16 protein-coding genes are annotated in these 15704 nt (G+C 60.1%); 9 read left to right on the forward strand and 7 right to left on the reverse strand.

Going from position 1 to position 15704, the window contains the following annotated elements; all coding sequences use genetic code 11:
• Positions 1-25 precede the first annotated feature (25 nt).
• From VM554_15305 to VM554_15320, 4 genes are all read left to right on the forward strand, one after another.
• The gene (locus VM554_15305; protein HVJ09743.1) at positions 26-1138 is read left to right on the forward strand and encodes a type II CAAX endopeptidase family protein; all 1113 of its coding nucleotides are present in this window, start codon (positions 26-28) and stop codon (positions 1136-1138) included.
• Between the two features lie 84 nt (positions 1139-1222).
• Positions 1223-2398, forward strand: a complete 1176-nt coding sequence (locus VM554_15310) for a hypothetical protein (protein ID HVJ09744.1) — start codon at positions 1223-1225, stop codon at positions 2396-2398.
• A 106-nt stretch (positions 2399-2504) separates the two neighbouring features.
• Entirely contained in the window at positions 2505-3413 is a 909-nt protein-coding gene (locus VM554_15315) for a glycosyltransferase family 8 protein (protein HVJ09745.1), read from the forward strand.
• A gap of 64 nt (positions 3414-3477) precedes the next feature.
• Complete coding sequence (locus tag VM554_15320; protein ID HVJ09746.1) at positions 3478-3657, forward strand: hypothetical protein; 180 nt, start codon at positions 3478-3480, stop codon at positions 3655-3657.
• 90 nt (positions 3658-3747) lie between these two features.
• On the opposite strand, the gene pyrF is transcribed toward VM554_15320, so the two are convergent.
• Positions 3748-4533 (reverse strand): orotidine-5'-phosphate decarboxylase, encoded by a 786-nt coding sequence (gene pyrF / locus VM554_15325; GenBank protein HVJ09747.1) that lies wholly within the window; start codon positions 4531-4533, stop codon positions 3748-3750.
• A 49-nt stretch (positions 4534-4582) separates the two neighbouring features.
• Entirely contained in the window at positions 4583-5116 is a 534-nt protein-coding gene (locus tag VM554_15330; GenBank protein ID HVJ09748.1) for a septal ring lytic transglycosylase RlpA family protein, read from the reverse strand.
• A gap of 198 nt (positions 5117-5314) precedes the next feature.
• Between VM554_15330 and thiD the strand changes: the two genes are divergently transcribed.
• On the forward strand, positions 5315-6202 hold the full coding sequence (gene thiD, locus VM554_15335; GenBank protein ID HVJ09749.1) for a bifunctional hydroxymethylpyrimidine kinase/phosphomethylpyrimidine kinase: 888 nt from the start codon (positions 5315-5317) through the stop codon (positions 6200-6202).
• A 7-nt stretch (positions 6203-6209) separates the two neighbouring features.
• On the opposite strand, the gene VM554_15340 is transcribed toward thiD, so the two are convergent.
• Both VM554_15340 and VM554_15345 read right to left on the reverse strand, forming a co-directional pair.
• Positions 6210-7481, reverse strand: a complete 1272-nt coding sequence (locus tag VM554_15340; GenBank protein HVJ09750.1) for a hypothetical protein — start codon at positions 7479-7481, stop codon at positions 6210-6212.
• 90 nt (positions 7482-7571) lie between these two features.
• Positions 7572-8042: a hypothetical protein gene (locus tag VM554_15345; protein HVJ09751.1), complete on the reverse strand. Its 471-nt coding sequence runs from the start codon at positions 8040-8042 to the stop codon at positions 7572-7574.
• Positions 8043-8329: 287 nt separating this feature from the next.
• Between VM554_15345 and VM554_15350 the strand changes: the two genes are divergently transcribed.
• From VM554_15350 to lysA, 4 genes are all read left to right on the forward strand, one after another.
• Positions 8330-9565 (forward strand): hypothetical protein, encoded by a 1236-nt coding sequence (locus tag VM554_15350; GenBank protein ID HVJ09752.1) that lies wholly within the window; start codon positions 8330-8332, stop codon positions 9563-9565.
• A gap of 128 nt (positions 9566-9693) precedes the next feature.
• On the forward strand, positions 9694-10041 hold the full coding sequence (locus VM554_15355) for a PspC domain-containing protein (GenBank protein ID HVJ09753.1): 348 nt from the start codon (positions 9694-9696) through the stop codon (positions 10039-10041).
• A 35-nt stretch (positions 10042-10076) separates the two neighbouring features.
• A complete protein-coding gene (locus VM554_15360) occupies positions 10077-10877 on the forward strand; it encodes an alpha/beta fold hydrolase (protein HVJ09754.1) in 801 nt (266 codons plus the stop codon).
• 144 nt (positions 10878-11021) lie between these two features.
• Positions 11022-12254, forward strand: a complete 1233-nt coding sequence (gene lysA / locus VM554_15365) for a diaminopimelate decarboxylase (GenBank protein HVJ09755.1) — start codon at positions 11022-11024, stop codon at positions 12252-12254.
• A 24-nt stretch (positions 12255-12278) separates the two neighbouring features.
• Here the strand turns inward: lysA and VM554_15370 are convergent, their stop codons facing one another.
• The 3 genes from VM554_15370 to VM554_15380 all read right to left on the reverse strand — a co-directional run bounded on the left by VM554_15370 (position 12279) and on the right by VM554_15380 (position 15616).
• The gene (locus tag VM554_15370; protein HVJ09756.1) at positions 12279-12767 is read right to left on the reverse strand and encodes a peptidoglycan-binding domain-containing protein; all 489 of its coding nucleotides are present in this window, start codon (positions 12765-12767) and stop codon (positions 12279-12281) included.
• A gap of 143 nt (positions 12768-12910) precedes the next feature.
• On the reverse strand, positions 12911-14548 hold the full coding sequence (locus VM554_15375) for a Do family serine endopeptidase (GenBank protein HVJ09757.1): 1638 nt from the start codon (positions 14546-14548) through the stop codon (positions 12911-12913).
• 150 nt (positions 14549-14698) lie between these two features.
• Positions 14699-15616: a DMT family transporter gene (locus VM554_15380; protein HVJ09758.1), complete on the reverse strand. Its 918-nt coding sequence runs from the start codon at positions 15614-15616 to the stop codon at positions 14699-14701.
• Between the last annotated feature and the right edge of the window lie 88 nt (positions 15617-15704).

Consider the following 15704-nt stretch of genomic DNA (forward strand, 5'->3'; position numbering starts at 1 on the left):
GCTTGGTCGATCGAGGGGGTTCCTGTTGAGTGAATTCGGCCCGCGTAGGAACCTTGGACGCCTGGACAGGCTTCGCGCCTTAGGCTTCTTCATCGTCGCGATGATGTACTTCCTGTTCGCGCAGGTGCTCTCTGCGAGTGCGGCACGGGGACTGACCAGCGGGGATTGGCGCGAGCTTATATCGCGAACTCTGCTTTTGTTCCTCCTGGTGATTGGCTACGCGGGCATGGGGTACGCGTTCCAGTTGCAGCGCGAGCCGGTCAAGGCGATGGGCCTGTTCCGGCGTGAAGGCTGGAAGCGCGAGTTTGGCCTTGGCGTTGCGCTCGGGTGGGGAGGCGTGCTGGCTTGTGTCCTGCCGATCGCGCTCGCCGGTGACCTGGTCATCACTCTCTGGAGCACTCCGCGTCAATTCGGAATCCTGTTGCTCAATATTGTGGTGCTCGCCATTGCGTCTCTTGGCGAGGAAGTAGCTTTTCGCGGATATCCCTTTCAGCGCCTGATCGAAGCGATTGGTCCCACTACGGCCACGATCCTGATGGCTCTCTTCTTCGGACTGATTCATCTGCGCAATCCGGGTGCGACCAGCGCGAGCACGCTGGTAACGGTGCTGAGCGGAATCCTGCTGGCGACGGCCTACCTGCAGACGCGGGCACTCTGGCTTCCCTGGGGATTTCATTTTGGCTGGAATACGGTGATGGCGGTGCTCTTCGGACTGCCGGTCAGCGGCCTGAATTTTTCCGCTGTGATTGAGAGCAATTCGATCGGCCCAAGGTGGTTGACCGGGGGCAGCTACGGACCCGAAGGCAGCCTGACCGCTGTAGTGGTGCTGGTGGTGGCTCTGGTGGTCCTGGTAAAGACCACACGCGAGTACGCGTGGAAGTACGCGCAGCCGGTGATCGTGCCCGGGGGCATTCCGGTTGACCTGGATGCGGCCGCGACGAGAATGCATCAGGCAGCACAGGTTCAATCCGCGGAGCCAGCCGCGTCGAATCTGGTGCAGATTGCAGCCGTGACCTCGCAATCCCCGTCGGTGATCGCGCCGTCTCCACAGAAGATGGAAGCTGGAACGGAGCCCCGGTCTGAAGCCCCGGGCAAGATCGAAGCCGAATTGCCGGCGGAGACCGAACCCCCGATCTAGGGTCTACTGCAACACTTCAACGACTTCGGCTCCTCCTCTTGCCATCAGAGCGGAATCGCGCGATTCTTAGCGTGAGTGAGGACTATGACCCGCCTCCCGGTGCGCCGTCTGCTTCCGCGTGGTACGCCGATTCCGATTGCCTGTGGCGTGATGCTGCTGGCGATGGGTATTAGGGATTTGCCTGCGCAGATTTTGACGATCGGTCCCAATTCGACGTATGCCCGTTATGCGACGATTCAGCCCACGCACATCGATCTGCCGAACAATCGCCTAACCGGAAAGACACGCCAGGAGCTGCTCCGCCTGCTGCAAGCAGAGCAGGGGTTCGCGGTGCGCCCCGTCCCCAAGGGGAGCCGCGGGCTGGTGCTGCGGGCCAACGGGAGTTTCGATCCCGATGGAACCAACTATCTGCACGCGCTGGAGGAAAAGGGCGTTTCGGTGAAGCCGGGGGATCGGGTGGTGATCACCGATGTGAAGATCGAGCATAACCGGATTGTGTTTGACCTGAACGGCGGCCCCGATCGCAAACATAAATGGCTGCGGCATATAGAGATTGGCACTTCCACGACCACGCCTATCGTCAATGATCAGGCGGAGGAGCCGGTTGGATCGCGGGTGACGCTTCTCTTTGAGCGGGAGGTGCCGGAGCTGACAGGGGCGCAGGTCAAGGCTCTGTTTGGGCCGATTCTCGACTTCACCTTTAAGACTCCGTTGCAGGCGTTTGTCGATCCACTCCCCCCGAAGTTGAAAAACGCGATTCTGAATCACGAGGTGCTGGTGGGCATGAGCACGGAGATGGTGATCTACGCCATCGGCAAACCGGACCACAAGTCCCGCGAGATTGAGGGACAGATGCCCTACGAAGAGTGGATCTATGGCGAGCCGCCCAAGGACGTCGAGTTCGTACGCATCAATGGGAACCGCGTGATTCGCGTGGAGATCGCCAAGCTGGGGCAGGAGCTGGTGATTCGCGATAAGAATGAAGTGGAAGGGATGGTGCAGCCCGAGGAGGCTCACACCCATCAGGTTCGGCTTGGCGATGTCCCGTCTGACCAGGATACGGCGAGGCAGGCTCCGCCTTCCCTGAAAAATCCCGGCGAAAAGCTGCCCAGCGATACCAGCCCCGGCGCGATGGGGCCTGTCCAGTTCCCCAAGGACCTGGGGAAGGATCGCCAGATTCCCCCGGATCTACAGCAGCCTCCTGTCACTTCCGATCCAGCCTCCTCCAATCCAGCCTCCAACGATTCGGCCCCCAAGTAGTTACGTCATCGCTAACTACGCCAATCGCCTCGTTTACATTGTGTAGAGTGGCTGGTTGTTCTTGCTGCTGCGCCGGCGCCACGCCGCGGTTTGGGGGGCACACCAATTGAAGTTCGACGTAGCTTTCTGTGCAGACAGCAATATGGAAGCGCCGCTGCACGTCGCGGCGTCCTCGCTGCTCGCGCGGACCGGGGAGGGCTGGACGGTTGTCTTCCATCTCCTGCTGCCGGACTTTGACGAGGCCCGGCGCGCCAAGCTGTGCCGGACCCTCGATCTGGTGCAGCGTCCCTATGAGGCTCGATTTCTGCCTGCGCCGCCGGAGAGCATGTTTGCGGGTTTTCGCCCGCTGCACGGAAACAAGATGGCCTACTACAGGCTGGCGCTTCCGGATCTGATCGACGCGGAGCGCCTGCTCTACGTGGATTCCGACACCATCACCTTCACGGACGTGGCTCCGCTTGCGCACCTCGACATGGCACACTGGGCCGCCGGATTTGTGCCGCGGTCGAGGGTCGGTTACTACCCGGAGAGGGCCTTTTATGCGCGGCTGGGGCTCCGGCCGGAGACCCCTGGCCTCAATTCCGGCGTAATGTTGTTCAACTTGCCGGAGTGGCGGGCGCAAAACTGGACGGAGAGGATCTTCCAGTTTTGCCGCAAATATCCCAACGATCTGGTCGCGGCCGATCAGACGGCGCTGATTGCGACCTTTGCGGGGAGGTTTGCTCCCCTGGATCAGAGGTACAACGTGCACCTGTTTTCCTATTCTGCGGCGGAGGATCCTGCGCAACTGCCCGGAATCTATCATTTTGTCGGCAGTCCCAAGCCATGGGATCTGGGCGGAAGCTGGATACATCCCGCATATTCGCTCTATCGGGAGGGGTTATCGGCCACCGTCTTCAAGGAAAATCGCAATGGTTTTAGGAGCCTGGCAAACTGGCAGAGGGCCTATAGGATTCGCGGCGGATATTATCGCACGCTTAGAAACCGAATATCGGGTAGTCTAGAGAAGTCGTAGCCGCGCAGAAGGGGATCCCCGCTGCGTGTGTGCAAAGACAATCTTGAGGAGAACTGAGTTTCCAATGGCCAAAATTGCCAAGATCGCTAATCGTCAGAAAATGATGGACACGTCGAAGTCGACGGATTGTCCGAAGTGCGGAAAGCCGACGCGGATTGTGAAGCGCGTCAAGGACCGCGAGCGTGGGGTTCCGGGCGGAGTGTATATCTCCTGCTCAGCTTGCGAGTTCAACGAAAAGCTTTAAGCGAGAGCTGGTTGTACGAGTCAGCGATCCGATAAGAGAAAAGCCCGGCAAACGCCGGGCTTTTTGCTGTCTATAGCCCGCCTTTGGACTCTATAAATCTGAAGTCTTGCTGACTGGCTGGCTGACTGTCGCGATCTCGTCCAGAATGGCCCGGGCGGCGGCGGCAGGATCAGGCGCCTGCGTGATCGGGCGGCCCACAACAAGATAGCTGGCTCCGGCGGTGATGGCCGCGCCTGGAGTAGCAATGCGTTTCTGGTCTCCAACCTCGGCGCCTGCGGGGCGGATTCCGGGGGTGACAAGCAGAATCTCTGGACCGAGTGCGGACCTGAGCTGCGCCACCTCCTCCGGCGAGCAGACAAGACCACGAATCCCGCTGGCAACGGCAACCCTGGCCAGACGAAGCACCTGGTTTGCCGGGGAGTCGGTGACGCCGACGGACTGCAACTGGTTGTCATCCATGCTGGTGAGCACGGTGACGGCGAGCAAAACGGGACCATTGGGGCTATCGGCGACGGCCTTTGCCGCGGCCTGAAGCATGACCGGGCCGCCGGAAGCATGCACCGTGAGTAGATCCGGACCGAGCGCGGCGACCGACCGAATGGCTCCAGCGACAGTATTGGGGATGTCATAGAGCTTGAGATCGAGGAAGACGGAGTGGCCGCGATCCCGCAAAGCCTGGACGATGGAGTTTCCGGCTGCGAGATAGAGCTCCAAGCCAACCTTGAACCACTGGCAGACACCGCCCAGCCGATCGACCAGGGCCAGCGCCTCCGAGGCAGAAGGGAAGTCCAGGGCGACAATCAGCCGCTCCCGCGCCTCAGACGGCAATACAACTGGCGCGGGGATACCTGGCTGAAGTCGCTCCGTGGAAGTCATAACTTGATCGATTGTAAATCGAAAAAAGCAGTCGCTGTTTGGCGCTGCTCTAGCGTTGCAGGGCTGGGCGCAAATCGAAGGGCGCCATGGCTCCATTTTCAGAAGAAGCCAGAAGTTCCAGCCGAACTGGTGCAATGCCTCTTGCGGCGAATCCCAGACTACGGGCCGCAGCATACGATAGATCGATGACCCGGTCATTGGGGATAGGCCCACGGTCATTCACGCGCACAACAACCGTTTTGTGGTTGCGCAGATTGGTCACGCGAATCAGGGATCCAAGTGGCAGGCTGCGGTGTGCGCAGGTCAAGCCATTCATATCGAAGGATTCCCCGCTGGCAGTGGACTGGCCCTGGAAGAAGCGTCCATACCACGAAGCGCGTCCGATCTGGAACCAGCGACGATGCGGTTTCTGCGTCTGCGGAGTGGTAGCCGCCTCGGGTTGTTTTCCTGCCTGCAACTGCTGGTTAGTGGTGGTGGCCTTTTCAGCGGCCTTCACGCCGGTGAGACCAAGAACTGTGGTCAATAACATTCCGGCAATAAGGGGCAAACGGATACTCGGACTGGTGATTGCGATAGCGCTCATAACCCTCCAGACACGATTGTATGGATATGGAACAACATAAGTCAAATAGATGCAATGATTTAGTCATGTTTCTCCTTGCCGGATCGCAGGAACTGTGCTAGCCATTCCGGCCCATCGCATATTACTGGGATGCAACAAATGGGGAGCGTGGCCTGATACTTTGATGGAGTGTATTGCGACGGTTTCAGGAGGATCGACATGAACCAACTCCCGGAAAATCAAGGAATTCTACTACCAGACGCGGAGAAACGTCATCCTCCTGCCGGTCTGACGATCGCGGGGTTCGATCCATCTTCGGGCGCCGGCATCACCGCAGACCTGAAAGTCTTCGCCGCACATGGCGTCTACGGCATGGCCGCGATCACTGCGCTAACGGTGCAGTCGAGCCTCGGCGTACGGCGTTGCGAGCCGGTGGAGGCCGTCCTGCTGGCGGAGACGCTGGAGTGCCTCTGTGCGGATGTGCGCTTTGCCGGGATCAAGATCGGGATGCTCGGGTCAGCGGCTGCGACGCGCACGGTTTCCAGCTTTCTGGCGGAGAGTGGGTGCGCCCTGGCGGGGCGGAGCCGCGTGGTTCTCGATCCTGTACTGCGCTCGACCTCAGGCCGCGCGCTGCTCGAGAGCAGCGGGGTCTCTATTCTGCGGGATCAACTGCTGGCGAATCTCGGCTGGATTACGCCGAACCTGGAGGAGATTGAGGTTTTGACGGGAATGCGTCCCGAGGGCAGGGAGGGAACGGCGGCCAGTGCACGCAGGTTGCAGGCGATGGCGGCGGAGAGGGGCAATCCTGAACTGAACGTGGTGGTTACTGGCGGGCACTTGGAACGGCCTGACGATTTTCTGCTGACCGCGGCTGGAGAAGAGATCTGGTTCGAGGGCGAGCACGTCGCCACCAGTGCGACTCACGGCACGGGATGCGCCTTCTCCACGGCGCTGTTGTGCGCACTGATGGCGGGTGATGGAGCGGTTGCGGCTGTGCGCAGTGCCAAGGCCTACGTGACCGCCGCCATGAAGGCCGCCTACCCGATGGGGCAAGGGAAGGGGCCAATGAACCATCTCTTTGGGTTCCGTTCTGGCCCCAGGGGGTAGCTGATCGCTACCGCGCTGCCAGGTCAATCTCGACGCGGGTGTTTCTGGGGAACGAGACGTCTTTACCCCGGGCGATCCAGCGGCGATAGACGTTCTTGGCCAGCGCGTAATAGGCGAATCCCGAGGCGACATTTTTATCGGCGAGGGCCATTGATACGAAACGGCCCATCATGCCGAAGCCATTGCTCACGACGGCAGAGTTGAGGAGATTGCCGCCGTCGTCACCCTGGGAGGCAGCGGCCAGTACGGCGAGGGTGAGTGTGCCGAGCGCGCGGTTGGGAGTGGTGGCGCGGGTGCCGCCTTCTGAATCGATGGCGATATTGGCTCCCTTTGCGCCCTCGGCGCCAACCACAACCCCATGGGTTGGGATCGAGTTCTCCGCCATTTCAATCTTGCGGAAGGAGAATCGGAGCTGCCCATTTTTCCCAAACATTCCGGCGGGATGGGATTCAACCACCGAGCCCGTGAGAATCGTCCCCTCCGGTAGAAGAAGGTGCTCATGCTTCTGATCGAAGAGGGGCTTGGACAGGACGGCTTCCACGGGCATCCCTACCGGACTCTTCGCAGAAGTCAGATCTTCGGTTAGCCGGGCTTCGATGGTTCCCGTGGGCGGCTTTGTCCCGGAAAGCTCAGCGAGGGGCAAAGCGGCAGCCGTATCTTCGGGTTGAGGGATCGCCAAGGGCCTTGCCAGCTCCGCGTCAAACTGGTCTCCGGTCCACAGGTTCTGTGGGTGGTACGGCATCATCCGGTATACGACCTGACGCAGCCGCTCACCTCTTCCCGGACTGGCGTATTGGTGGAGGAAGTCACGCCTGCGGACGTTCCACTCTGTCTTCACGCGGCCCTTGGGAGAGTTATCGGGTGCCGCGGTGGACATGTGGACGACAACTGCGTTCCGCTTGACGGCGGTGGCGGAGAATTCCAATTGGCTGCCATCCGGCAATTGCAGCCGGTCGAATTGAACTTCAGGCTCGGCCAGCGGGGTGAAGTCTCCGTCGAGCATGGCGTTGATGCGGAGCCCTCGCTTTACAGGATGGCGGCCGGTGACCACTCCATACACAGGGGTATCGACCGGTAGAACGATGTGATCGACGAGATAGAGAGCTGAGGTGAGACGCCCCTCTACCTGGGTGCCGGTGCGGATCGGGTAGCGATGGTCGAGGGCGATGCGCAGCGGAAAACCTGCGGGCAGGGTCGCGGCTGGGGACCCCGTTTGTGATTGCAGCGCATGGGGAAACAGTAATAGGGCAGCAACGCCTGGAAGCAGTCGGCCGAGCATGTCCAATTCCTCTCGAAGCGCAGAGGAAGACCCGCGGCATGCGGGGTTCTCCGGCCATTGCTCTCACACTAGCGAACTACGGAAAGCACGTCAAACGTGGTTTTTTGTCTTTGTGGAAAGGTGGGACAGGTGCCGCTGGTCCCGGCGGGGGTGGTCCGGACTCTTCAGATCCTCCTGTACGGGAAGGAACCGCCGCAGGTAGAGGAGGGGGTCCTCGGAGACCGCCATCTCCCGCAGGTGATACCGCCAGACATCAGCCTTTAAGGTTCTCCGGGTAAATGCCTTGCGGGTTACGGTGACGATCTGGCCGTTGGGGTCTCTGCGGGTATAGCTGACGGCAGGGACAACAAAACTCATCTGCGTACCCTGCTTCCAGAAGCAGCGGGCAAAGGAATGCGAGAAGACAAGGGCATAGTAGCGTGAGCCCTCTGAGAGCAGGTCGATCGCAGCACTGGAGCCGGGCCACTCCCGTTGCAGATTCGTCCGAAACCATTTGCGAAACTCAAAACCATTGACCTTGGCGTGACTTATCAGGATGCGGAGCATGGCTTGACGCGTCATTCTGAATCCTCGCACGATCGTTGTGCCACGCAGAGCTGGTCACGCAGCCAGGCCATTGACTGGGCGCCGGCCAGCGGAAGGCTAAGAACCACAAAGGAACACGCTAAAATATCCGGGCCATGATCTTCCGTCAAGATGACAAAAGGCTACGCCAGAATCCGAAGTGTTAACCATTTCTACATCTACCGGCCATAAGGCTTTCCCTTTGATGCGATGAGATTAGACTGGATGGCAAGCGGTGGAACGGCTTCCTGCTGCCAGGGCCCGGTTGCCTCGCTTGAGGGAGAGTGGCTCTGAGAAGGAAATGGACGCGCAGTGCGGCGCTCGTCGCCGGTATCCTGCTGCTGATTGCAGCCAGCAACATTTGTATTGCGGCGAATGGCGGCGGTGTCAGCACGAACCCGTTGAACTATGATCCGCTGGTTCGCGAGGCCTACCAGCGCTTTTATATCCTGGATTATGAAGGTGCTCTAACACGGTTTCAGCACGTGGCGGATACACATCCCGATGAGCCGCTGGCCACCGATTACGTGCTGAATGCCAACATATTCCGCGAACTTTATCGCCTGGATCTGCTGGATACGACGTTTTATGCCAACGATGGCTTCCTGACGGGAAAGCATCCGGCGCCAGAGGATCCCCAGGCGCGGCAGCGCATCTTCGCACTGACCGATCATGCCGTGGATCTGGCGAACCGTCGTCTGAGCGCGAATCCGCGAGACGTGGATGCCCTGTTTTCGCGAGCATGGGCGCGCAGCCTGAAGGCGGCCTACATCGCCATGGTGGAGCGGGGCTTCAGCGGCGGCTTCCACCTTGCCAATCAGGCGCGCAGCGATGATGAAAAAGTGCTCGAGATCGATCCCAACTATGTGGATGCCAAGATGGTGCTCGGGATCTATCAATATGTGGTGGGGGCTCTGCCGCTGCCATTCAAGATCATGATCGGCTTCGTCGGGATTCATGGGTCGAAGGACACCGGCATGCGAATGCTGCGGGACTGCGCCAGCCGGGGCGTAATCACGCAAGTGGAATCGAAGACGGTCATCGCTCTCTTTCTGCGGCGCGAGGGTAAGTATGGGCAGGCCGTCGAAGTCGCTCGCCAACTGAAACAGGCGTATCCACGAGGTTTTCTGTTTGGGGTAGAGGAGGCCAACCTGCTGAAGGACGCGGGCCAGGGAACGCAGGCCATTGCCGCCTACCGGACACTGCTGGAACAGGCCCGCAAGCCGGGGTACTATCCGTCGGCGCACGTGGATTTGGCGTGGTTCGGGCTGGCGGATTCCCTGCGAGGACAGAAGCTCTACAGTGAGTCCGCCGCCGCATACCAGCATGCGGCATGGGAGCCGGGAACGGGAGCGGAGTTGAAGCGCCGTTCCCTGGTAGCTGCGGGAGAAGTTTTTGATCTGATGAAGGAGCGGAACCGGGCGCTCGATAGCTATCGTGCGGCAATCAACGCTGGACCGGATTCGACCCAGGCCGACCTGGCGCGCAAGTATATCCGGTCACCCTACTCGGGCAGGTAGAAGCTGATTGCCGAGGGCTCGGAGCCACCGACAGCAGAGGCAAAAAGGCGGTGGAACTTTCCTGCACAAGCGTGCGTAACTGAAAAGACAGGGAGCGCGCGGCTGACCGCGCGGATCGAAAGGAATCTATGGCAATGTATTGCAAGAGTTGCGGCGCCAGCCTACCTGAAAATGTTCGCTTCTGCTCGTCGTGTGGAACGGCGACCGGTTTCTCCGGGCAGCCTGTACCGGCTGTGCGGAGTCCGCTGACGCGTCCCCGGGAGGGGCGGCAGATTGCAGGCGTCTGCGCGGGGTTTGCAAGAAGCTACGGCTGGGATATTCTGCTGATCCGCATCCTGATGGTTGTGGGCGGCATCTTCATCTTCCCAGTGCCGGAGGTTGCCTACATCGTGGCGTGGCTGGCCATGCCGGAAGATCCGTTGAGCCTGCCATCGACGACGAGCGTGCCACCGGGTAATGTCTCCCCATCATCGTAGTAGCTGCCTTAGAATTCGATGAGGGGTGACGCGGCATGATCTACCGCTCGGGAGAGACAGAGCTTTTTTACGCCACCAGTGGAGATGGACCTGAGGTAGTGCTGCTCCATCCAACGCCGGTGGACCATCGCTTCTGGCTGCCGATGGCTGCCTTTGTCGAGGGCTACCACCTGATCCTGCCGGATCTGCGGGGACATGGCCGGTCGCAGTTGGGAGATGCGACGGGACGGGCCCCTTTGTCGATACGGGTGCTGGCGGAGGACGCGCTGCGGCTGCTGGACAAGCTGGAGATTGAAAAGGCATTCCTCTGCGGCTGCTCCATCGGTGGGTATGTGCTCTACGAGTTGTGGCGTCAGGCTCCGGAGCGGATAGCCGGCATGGCCATCTTCTGCAGCAAGCCCCAGCCGGACAGCCCGGCAAGCAAGGCCAGGCGGCAGGAGACGATCGCGGAGATTCAGGCACACGGGACGGATAAATTCTTCGATGCGATGGCGCAGTCTCTGCTGGGCGCTTCTGCCAGGCAGCGAAACCCCGCGCTTGCGGGAACGGTTCGCGAAATGATGCGGATGGAACCCGAAGCGGTGATCGAGATCCAGCGGGCGCTTGGAGACCGGCCGGATTCCATGCCCACCATCAAGACGATCGACGTACCGCTGCTGGCCGTGGCAGGCGGTGAGGATACTTCCAGCTCGCCGTCGGAGATGGAGGTGCTCGGCCAACTGGTTCACGGCGCGGAATACCACATGATCTCCGACGCCGGTCATTATGCAGCGCTGGAACAACCAGAGCGCGTCGGCACGATGCTCGGCCACTTCCTGGACCGGAAGTATCGTTAAGGTCGGACTGGGAAACAGCCGGAAGCCGGTTTGGAAAAATCCGTAATCCTCGATAGTCTCAAAGCAACTCTTTGTAAATTTGCGTTGCGCTGAGGCTCCTTGAACTCGAATCGACCTTTTCTTTATCCCGGAAAAAATGCACCGTTGCACTGCGGACCTTTACGGATGGACAGCCTTGTCCGCAAGTTTGGCACGCCTCTCTATGTCTACTCCGCCGATGAGATATTGGGGCGGCTGGAGATGTTTGGCAAAGCCTTCGCCAGCACCGACCACCTTGTCTGCTACTCGGTGAAGGCGAATTCCAGCCTGGCAATCCTGCGGCTGCTGAACGAGCGCGGCTCCGGGTTCGATATTGTTTCCGGTGGTGAGCTGGAGCGCGTGCTTGCGGTCAGCAGGGAAGCGGCAACGCGGGTGGTCTTTTCCGGAGTGGGCAAAACCGCCGCGGAGATCGACCTTGCGCTGGATGCGGACATTCTCATCTTCAACGTGGAAAGTGCAGCGGAGCTTGCCGTGCTGGCCGAGAGGGCGAAGAAGAAGAAACGGCGCGCACGCTTTGCCCTGCGGGTCAATCCGGATGTATTCGCGGAGACGCACCCGTATATTTCCACGGGTTTGCGGGAACACAAATTCGGGATCGACATCCATGCCGCTCGCCGCATCTATCGCGAGGCAGTGGCGTCGCGCTGGCTGGAGCCGACAGGTGTCAGCGTCCACATCGGCTCGCAGATCCGGTCGGCGGAGCCGTTCGGTGCGGCGATGGCGCGTGTCGCCAGGCTGGTGCGGGAGCTGCATGCCGACGGAATCCAGATCAGGAGTGTGGATGCCGGAGGGGGACTTGGTATTGAGTATCGCGCGGGATACAGTTTTCACGCTGAGGAGAAGGTGGCGGAATATGCCGCGGCGATGACGGGCGCGCTGGAAGGAGTTCCCGTGAAACTGCTGCTGGAGCCGGGCCGTTTTCTGGTGGCGCAGGCAGGAGCGCTGGTGGCACGAGTGCTCTACGTGAAAAAGAATGGCAAGAAGACGTTTGTAGTGACGGACGCGGGAATGAATGACCTGATTCGGCCCTCGCTCTACCAGGCGCACCACGAGATTGTGCCTCTGCTGCCGAGGGCTGGTCGCAAGCGCGTCGTCGATGTCGTGGGTCCCGTCTGCGAGTCGGGAGACTTCTTTGCCCGGGATCGCGAGATGCCTCCGGTGGAACAGGGCGATCTGGTCGCTATCCTGGATGCGGGAGCCTACGGCATGTCGCTGAGCTCAAACTACAACACGCGCCCAAGACCTGCCGAGGTTCTGGTTGAAGGGAAGAAGGCGCGCCTCATTCGCCGGAGGGAGACGATGAAGGATCTGCTGGGGCCTGAGCTGGATCTGGCGTAGGCCCCGGAGGTTCTTATCGGCCCATTACCGACCCTGGGATCGAGTAGCCGACAGGGTGTTGGATTCGTCCAGCAGGCTGGAAGTATCTTGTGGCCGGGGTGTCGCGTCCAACGTCGTCGCATCCGGAACGGTGCGGGAACCACCTGGATTCGACGGTCCCAGTCCCAGTTTGATGAGCGCGCGCGAGTCGGGCATGATCTTGGTTTGCCAGCCGTGGTCGGCCTGGAAACGCCGCATCGCATCCTGCGTCTCTGCGTCCCACTGGCCGGAAGGCTCACCAGACAGATAATTCTCGTGGATCAGAGCCAGTTGGATCTCTCTCGCACGATCGGGATCGATTTGCCGCTGCCCTCTGACCTTGGAAATCTTGGGTTTCTTGCTCTTATGACTGGTGGTTGCGGTCGTTCTGCTGTGCCTGCCGGTGGGTGCGTGGCGGTAGTGGCTGGCGTACGTGGCGGGAGCAGCGAGCGCAATGAGGAGCGTAAGGGATAAGCTTGCCCGAAGAAGGAACATCTGAAAAAACCTCTTTTAGATACAAATTATATCGAGCACCAGGCAGAGCAGACTACAGCTTCCTAACTAGAATGCAGGAACGTGTACCGGCGCTCAAGGAAAATCCTCGGGCGCCGGTGTCACTTTTGGGGCAGGCACTACGGTTACGGCAGCGTGCCACCCACGTAGTTCACGCCTCCTTTGGGCTGGCGCGGATCGACTATCTGGAAGACAACGTCCGAGCCGGACTTAAGCCCGTTGACCGCGTTGCGGAACTGCTCGACGTTTGCAACCGGCTGTCTGTTGATCTGGACGATGACCAGTCCAGATACAAGATTGATCTCGTCGGCGAACGATCCTGGTTTCACGGACTGGATCTGGACCCCGTGAAGGCCGGTCTTCGAGGCCATATCGCCTGGCAGATCGCGTACCGAGATGCCAAGTTTGGCCTGTCCAGCGTCATCGGATCCGGGAGCGTTCTCCTGACTGTTGTCAGCCGATGTGCCGGGAGCGAAGACCTTGGTGCGGTCGCCGATCATCACGCTGGCAGTGGCTTCCTTGCCGTCGCGAACATAACCGAGGCGGACCGAGGAGCCGATTTTGCGGCTGGCGATCTCGGAGACAAGCTCATCGCCATCCTTGATCTTCTTCCCATCCACGCTGGTGATGATGTCGCCCGCCTTGAGGCCGGCCTTATCCGCTGGCTGTCCGGGCTGAACCGCGTTGATCAGCACGCCGTTCTTAAAGCCATAGACACGGCCTACGGCACTGGGAAGATTGGGCTGGAAGGAGATTCCGATCGATCCGCGAGTGACCTTATGCGTAGGACCGATGAGGTCGTTATAGGTAGCGATAACGGTGTTGGAGGGCATGGCGAAACCCACACCCTGATAGCCAGCTGACTGCGTATAAATGGCGGTATTGACGCCGACAACTTCGCCCGCCATGTTGACCAGAGGGCCGCCGGAGTTGCCGGGGTTGATGGCCGCATCGGTCTGAATGAAGTGCTGGAACTGACCTGCGGCACCGGGCTGAATGGTCCGGTTTTTCGCCGAGACGATTCCGGCGGTGACGGTTTGCGAGAGGCTGAACGGGCTGCCAATAGCGATCACCCAATCTCCCACCTGCGCGGCGTCACTGTTGCCCAGCTTCACGGTTGGCAGCGGTTCCTTGCTGTCGATCTTGATGACGGCGAGATCGGTGTCCTTATCGGTGCCGATTACGCGAGCCGGACGGCCCATATCTCCGCCATCGGGATCGGTGGACAGCTTGACGTAGATCTTATCGGCCTTCTCGACGACGTGGTTGTTGGTGATGATGTAGCCCTTGGGGTCCACGATGAAGCCGGAGCCGAGGGATTGGCGCATGCCGCCGCCATCATCCATGCCGTCCTCGCCATCACCGCCTCCGAAGAAGCGATTAAAAAAGTCCTGGAAGTTCTGGCCATCCTGGCCGCTGCCATCGCCTTCTTCATCGCCGCTGTCGGGGCCATTGGGAGTCGGCATTGCGCGTCCATGGGGATTCCGCCGTCCGCGGGCACTCTGCTGCTTCGGCAGGGTCTCCGTATTGATGTTGACGACGGCAGGGCCAACCTCTTTCGCGATCTGCGAAAAGGTGTTGGAGAGGGTAACGGGATTGGGGACCTTCAACGGGGTGGCATCCGAGCTATCTGCCTGTACCTCTTTCCCTTTGACGCCGTGGGTGATGACCGAGCCAACGAGGACACCGACAGAGAGCGTGGCGAGGATGGTGAAGACGGATGCAAGCCGGCGAACACGGAAGCGTTCGAGCAACGAATTCATTCAGGTCTTACCTCATATCTTTCGAAACGATCTTGTAGTCAGGACTTTCCGGGGAGTCCACAGAGCACAGCGTCCGTCATAACAGTATAACGGCCCACCCCGGAGGGTTCACGCACTGTTTCCCATTTAGACGCGAAACGGGGGAAACAGTCACAACGATCCCCTCTCTTCCAGTGGAACCCCTTCGTGAGCAGTTGGTTGTATAGGCGTCGGAATCAATTCGGTGAGACCAATAGCGCCGAGAATGAGAATCGCGCCGATGGAGCCGCGAAGCCCCAGACGCTCATGAAGAAAGACGAAGGATGTCATCGAGGCGAAGACCGGTTCGAGGGTCAGAATCAGCGCAGTATGCGTGGCCGGAAGATACTTCTGGGCCCAGGACTGGATGGTGAACGCTGCTGCGGTTGCCAGAACGGCAGCCAGTACGATGGCGAGAACCAGCCGCGAGGTGAGGTGCATCCAGGGATGCTCGAACAGCGGCATGCTGAGGGCCATAAACAGCGTGCAGAAGCCGATCTGCAGCACGGCAAGTTGTTGAAACGGAATCCGCGGAGAGGTATGCGACAGGGCGATGACATGCAGGGCGAAGCCCAGTGCGCAGAAGATGGACAGCACATCTCCCAGATTGATGGCGGCAAAGTCAGAGACCAGGCGATGGCCTGAGGATGGCGGCGAGGTTAGGAGCACAATTCCCGCGAAGGCGAGGAGGGCTCCAATCCAGACATTCCAGCGGGGTGCGTGCGCTCCGCCGGCGCGAAGCCAGGGAACCGCGGAGAGCAGCGGAACCATGACAACGACCATTCCCGTAAGAAACGCCGATTTTGATGGCGTGGTGAGCTTAAGGCCAGCCGTCTGGAACTGATATCCGATGGCAAGACACGCTCCGACGAGCATTCCGCTCCACCAGGCGCGGCGGGTGAGACCGCGCAGATGGCGGCGATAGACCAGCGCGAGGCAGATGGTCGCAAGCAGCATCCGCAACAGGTTGAAGAGTAGCGGTGAGATGTCTGTAAGTGCGTTTTTGACGAGGACGAAGGTACATCCCCAGATGAAGACGACACCGAGCATCAGGATGTGGGCGCGAGTGCGGTAAATAGCGGAAGCTCCTGAATTTCTGCTGACTTTATGGTAGCGGATACGGCCCGAGAAGGGGGAG

Origin of the sequence: Acidisarcina sp. (assembly GCA_035539175.1) — a bacterium.
Taxonomy (GTDB): domain Bacteria; phylum Acidobacteriota; class Terriglobia; order Terriglobales; family Acidobacteriaceae; genus JANXZS01.